The organism is Rhodococcus sp. BS-15 (assembly GCF_000813105.1).
GTDB lineage: Bacteria > Actinomycetota > Actinomycetes > Mycobacteriales > Mycobacteriaceae > Rhodococcoides.
Genome location: NZ_BAOX01000345.1, coordinates 1 through 4,740 on the forward strand (window position 1 = coordinate 1; position 4,740 = coordinate 4,740).

6 protein-coding genes and 1 pseudogene are annotated in these 4,740 nt (G+C 65.8%); 3 read left to right on the forward strand and 4 right to left on the reverse strand.

Annotated elements, in window-relative coordinates:
• The 4 genes from RHBS_RS24520 to RHBS_RS24530 form a co-directional block, all read right to left on the reverse strand.
• The coding region (locus RHBS_RS24520; RefSeq protein WP_236745410.1) for a CocE/NonD family hydrolase at positions 1-1,090 on the reverse strand (1,090 nt) is incomplete at its 3' end.
• The gene (locus RHBS_RS24525; protein WP_121870916.1) at positions 1,087-1,764 is read right to left on the reverse strand and encodes a hypothetical protein; all 678 of its coding nucleotides are present in this window, start codon (positions 1,762-1,764) and stop codon (positions 1,087-1,089) included. The genes RHBS_RS24525 and RHBS_RS24520, both read right to left, overlap by 4 nt.
• Positions 1,765-1,816: 52 nt before the next feature.
• Positions 1,817-1,930: a streptamidine family RiPP gene (amiA, locus tag RHBS_RS31655; protein ID WP_254924168.1), complete on the reverse strand. Its 114-nt coding sequence runs from the start codon at positions 1,928-1,930 to the stop codon at positions 1,817-1,819.
• 108 nt (positions 1,931-2,038) lie between these two features.
• On the reverse strand, positions 2,039-2,968 hold the full coding sequence (locus RHBS_RS24530) for an ABC transporter substrate-binding protein (RefSeq protein ID WP_183130244.1): 930 nt from the start codon (positions 2,966-2,968) through the stop codon (positions 2,039-2,041).
• 105 nt (positions 2,969-3,073) lie between these two features.
• Here RHBS_RS24530 and RHBS_RS24535 point away from each other — a divergent pair.
• The 3 genes and pseudogenes from RHBS_RS24535 to RHBS_RS24540 form a co-directional block, all read left to right on the forward strand.
• A pseudogene (locus tag RHBS_RS24535) lies at positions 3,074-3,796 on the forward strand (FecCD family ABC transporter permease); the annotation flags it as partial.
• Positions 3,793-3,987, forward strand: a complete 195-nt coding sequence (locus tag RHBS_RS32420) for an iron chelate uptake ABC transporter family permease subunit (RefSeq protein ID WP_374700654.1) — start codon at positions 3,793-3,795, stop codon at positions 3,985-3,987. The pseudogene RHBS_RS24535 and the gene RHBS_RS32420, both read left to right, overlap by 4 nt.
• On the forward strand, positions 3,984-4,740 hold a 757-nt coding region (locus tag RHBS_RS24540; RefSeq protein WP_128646696.1), incomplete at its 3' end, for an iron chelate uptake ABC transporter family permease subunit. The genes RHBS_RS32420 and RHBS_RS24540, both read left to right, overlap by 4 nt.

Consider the following 4,740-nt stretch of genomic DNA (forward strand, 5'->3'; position numbering starts at 1 on the left):
GCGACGAGCATCGCGCCCCCAGTGCCGGTCGCAGTCGCCGCTGTCGACGCGCACCACGGGAGTTCCGACAACGGCTCCAGCGCGCCACGCACCGGACGGGCAAGGCAGTCCGAGCGTTCCGCCAGCCTCGAACATCGGTGCCGGGCGTACAGGAAGGGAAGGGCTGCAGAGGATCTGCGACGAAAGTGCCACCGGGCAGCTCGATCGTCGCTCGGGCACTCGGCCAGGCCTCCAGCCGCAGCGGACCACCGGGGTGGCCGTACAGCTGCGCTCCGGTCCACGGCCGACCGTCGAGCACCCCACCCAGCCATGCGCTCATGCGCTCGGCGCGACCCGATCCCCGCATCGAGTGATCCCACGGTCCGAGGGCGAGTGCCGACGGGCCACCCCACGACGACCAGATGTCGACGGTGTCCTGGGTGAACCAGTCCGCCGTCCCACCCTGCGCCAGAAGCGAACACTGTTGTGCTGCAGCGTGGTTCCTGCGTTCCGCATCCGACCTGCCTGCCTCCAGGACGGAGTGCCACGAGGGTATCGGGGGGCTCGACGAGCCTCCGATGTCGGACACCGGCAGCGTCTCGAGCAGATCCGCCGATGCCGAACTCTCGCGAGAGTGGGCAGCATCGCCCTGCTCGGACCACCAGCCGAGGCGCGACTGCAGGTAGAAGGCCCGGTCTCGATTTCGCGCCGTCTCCCCCTTCCCCAGAGCGGGCACGACGACCGATACGCCGGCAATTCCCTCGAATTCGGCTGCGACGAAGGCTGTTTCGGTGGCACAGTGCGCCCCGTAGGACGTGCCGTAGAGGAACAGGAAGGGGGCCCGCGACCACCACGCTTGCGCGGTCATCCACTCGATACAGGCCAGGCCGTCGGCCCCCTCACCGTGATACGGGCGAAAGGACCCGGTGGAGCCGTATCGGCCGCGCACGTCCTGTACGACGGTGGTGAATCCGCGCTCGGACCAGCCCGCAGCCTCGGCGAGGTGAGCTTCGCTGTTGTACGGAGTACGAATCGACAGCACGGCACGCGGGCTCCGCGCCTTCACGACGAAGGTACGAAGTCCCCCGATCATGTACTCGCGCCCCGTCATCGGGGCGGTTCCGGTACAGGCAGAATCGGATGCCGAGTCACCCGGAGCCTACGGAGGTCGATCGCCGTCACGCAATGGTCGGCCGTGGGATCGATGACCTCCGCCAGAACCTGAGCCGCCACGAATTCGGCCGCCGCGTCGGACACCGGATGGATCGGCGACGTCAATCGTCGCCCGCCGGCGCGAGGGGCGTAGCCGTCCTCGATTCGTTGCCTGTTCCGACGGGAGGCGGCGCGCCGCATCGACACGTCGGTCGGTCGGACCCCCTCGGGCACGACGACGTACAGATTGCCGTCACGGAAACACGCGATCGACCCATCGGACCCCAGAGTCTCGACGCCGTCGTCACTGACGGTGATCGATCGAGTCGCCGCATGCCCTGTGGACATACCGACGCGTCCCAGCATTCCCACCAGCGCAGCAGCGACAGAGCCGCAGCCGAGCACCGCAACCTTCTCGGTCGACGGATCGGGAACGACATGGCCTGCGGCGAGTAGCTGGGACAGCGCCGTCTTCGGTTTCGCAGACACCGGTGCCGCGGCGCCGGCCAAAGCTCCTGCCAGTTGGTCGAATTCGTCGTGGCCGAGCGCGAGAGCGAAGTGTTCGTCGTCGGCGGTGCGGAGCACGAATCCCGAATCGGATTCGTACAGTTCGGTTCTGGGTGCAAGTTCCATGGCGACGGCCCGGCCGGGGTCTGCACATCGTGGTGTGCAGACCCCACCGAGATCAGTCCTCGGCTTCCTCGAAGGGGTTCTCGACCAGGGCGTTGCTGTGGCCCGCGGAGTGCGTAGCCAGGGACACCGGTGACTGGATCGAACGGAACAGCTCGTTGTCGTTCATGGTTCTCCTTCTTCGATGGGCAAATCGGTTGCGGTGCAACCGATCCATGGACTCGACATCGTCGAGGTGTCCAACCCTACGTCAAGTGATAATCATTTTCAATAAGGATCACGAACTTTCGAGCTCATTCGTCACAGTGGCGAGCACCATGCGCAACGAGATCGTTCCGCGCCCCGTCGCCCATACCCCGGCGTCCACCTCGATCACCCGATCGTTGTGGGCCGCCGCCACACCCGACCACAGCGGATTGCTCGCCAGCCGGTCCGAGAGAGGCTCACTGTCGGAGCCCGATGAAAATGCTTGCGCAAACACCACATCCGGATCCACCGACGCGATCTGCTCCACCGATACCGTCGCGAAGGCATCGGTTCCCGCCTGCCACGGATAGTCACTGACCTCCGCGAGAAGCGAGCCGACGGGGGTGTCGACGGAATCGACGCCGAGACTGCCCGGTTCGCCGTACATCGACAGCGTCGTGAGGCCACTCCACTTGCCCGCGACTGCATCGACCTCGGCGGTGAACGCCTCGGCAGCGGCGTCTGCCTGCTGCTGCCGATCCGTCACATGGCCTATCGTGCGGAGGAATTCGACCGAATCTCGCCAGGAAGTCGGGTTCACCAGGTACATCGGTGCCACTTCCTCGACGGCACTGCGCAACCCGTCCTGCACTCCTCCGAGTCCGACAACGAGGTCCGGTTCCGAGAGCGCGATGTCCTCGACGTTCTCTTCACCGAATCCGCCCGTGATCTTGCGCATGTCGGCATCCGGGCCGGCATAGCGGGGATCGGCCGCAAGTTCCTCACGATAGGCGACGGGGGTCATGCCCACCTCCTTCAACGCGTCGACGCAGATGAGCGTCAGACACGCGATTCGCTCGACGGGTGCATCGAGCTCGATCACCGTTCCGCTGTCGTCGGTGACCGTGACCGCAGGCACTGAGTCAGCGTTGCCCGCATCGGCAGTACTGCAGGCCGCGAGCGCGAACACCGAGATTGCGAGTGCGCCGAACAATCGAGAAGAGCCGGACAACTTGCGCATGGGAACTCCTTTCCAGAATGATGTGTCCGAAATGATAACCATTACCGATAGAGGGGTTCGCGCTGCGGGTACCTGCGCCTGCATCGCCGTGATCGTGCTGGCTCTGTGCTGGGTGAGCCGACCCTCGATCCGGTGCGCGCGCTCGACGCCGTGCTCGACCCGTCGAATCCCCTCCATCCGCACGTTGCGCTCATTCGACTGCCGCGTGTGTTGTTGGGCCTGGTGAGCGGTGCGGCCCTCGGACTGGCGGGAGCGTTGATGCAGGATGTACTGCGCAACAGGATTGCCGGTCCGGAGATTCTGGGTGTGTCCTCCGGCGCGGCTGTCGCGATGACGGCCGTTGCCGTCTTTGCCATTCCGTTGCCGCTCACAGCACTTCCCTATCTGGCACTGTGCGGCGCAGCTGTCGCCGGCATCGCGGTGATCACCACCGTCGGACCGACCAGCGACCCGCACCGGGTGGTACTGCTCGGCGCTGCGGTAAGCGCTCTCGCGTCGGGACTGGTCATTGCGCTGGTCAGCCTGGGCACCGAAGGGAACCTGCCCCTGCTCTTTCGGTATCTGCTCGGCAGTCTCGGCGAGCGAGGGTGGAGCCATCTCGGTGTCGCGGCACCCTGGCTTGCCGTCTTCATCCCGCTCGCTCTGCTCATGCGGCATCGAGTCGCTGCCCTTGCACTCGGGGACGATGTGGCTGCGGGACTTGGCATCTCCGTGGTACCGACACGGCTGACCGCACTGGTGTGCGCCGCTGCGCTCACCGCCGCGGTGGCCTCGGTGTGCGGTCCGGTTGCCTACGTCGCGTTGCTGTCCCCACATCTGGCTCGATGGCTCTGCACACGACCAGTTCGCGGCGGATATTCCTGCTCACGCCCATCGTCGGCGCATTCCTGCTCGCCGCCGCCGACCTGGCATCGCGAATCGTGCTGTATCCGATCGAGATTCCCGTGGGTATCACGACAACGCTTCTGGGCGTTCCGGCACTGCTGATCGCTCTGCACAGACAGTCCGCCACGCGATGAAGGCTCGACACCTCGTGGCGATCGGGATGACGTGCATCGCAGGCCTGTTGATACTTCACCTCGTCTCGGGGCGCAGCGAGCTCGGAGCGACCGAAGTGATCAGGGTACTGACCGGCACGTCGGAGGTGCGAGCACACGAGATCATCGTTCGGAACTACCGTCTTCCACGAGTGCTCGTAGGATTGGTTGCCGGCGCACTCCTGGCACTGGCCGGAGTGTTGCTGCAGGCGGTCATGCGAAACCCACTGGCCGAACCGTCGACGACGGGCGTGGGATCCGGTGCGGCACTGGGCGTTGTGGTGTCGATTCTGGTGCTGCCCGCCCCCGGTACCGCACCCCTGGCGTCACTACTCGGTGCCGCAGGTGCCGGACTGGCTCTGTACCTCCTGGGCCGACGCTCACTGGCGGTCGCGGGAATCCTCATCGGCGCTGTCCTGTCCGCGGCGACCTCACTGCTGCTCGTCGTCGATGCACAACCGATGGGCGTGGTCCTTCGATGGCTGATCGGCTCTCTCAATGCCAGGACGATGGACGATTGGAATCGATTGTGGCCCTGGGCAATCGTACTGATACCGGCCGGGCTGCTGTGTGCGTCGCGCGCAAATGCGCTTGTGCTCGGCGACGCGACGTCCACCGGCCTCGGGATTCGCCCCCACAGGACTCGAATGTTGCTGCTCGCCATCGCGGTACTGGCAACGGCAACGGCCGTCACGGCCGCGGGTGCCGTCGCGTTCGTCGGCTTGATCGCACCTC

Excerpts from the sequence above, each read along its gene's own strand:
- RHBS_RS24530 (WP_183130244.1), bottom strand. The coding sequence starts at position 2,968 with ATGCGCAAGTTGTCCGGCTCTTCTCGATTGTTCGGCGCACTCGCAATC.
- RHBS_RS32420 (WP_374700654.1), top strand. The coding sequence starts at position 3,793 with ATGGCTCTGCACACGACCAGTTCGCGGCGGATATTCCTGCTCACGCCC.
- amiA (WP_254924168.1), bottom strand. The coding sequence starts at position 1,930 with ATGAACGACAACGAGCTGTTCCGTTCGATCCAGTCACCGGTGTCCCTG.
- RHBS_RS24525 (WP_121870916.1), bottom strand. The coding sequence starts at position 1,764 with ATGGAACTTGCACCCAGAACCGAACTGTACGAATCCGATTCGGGATTC.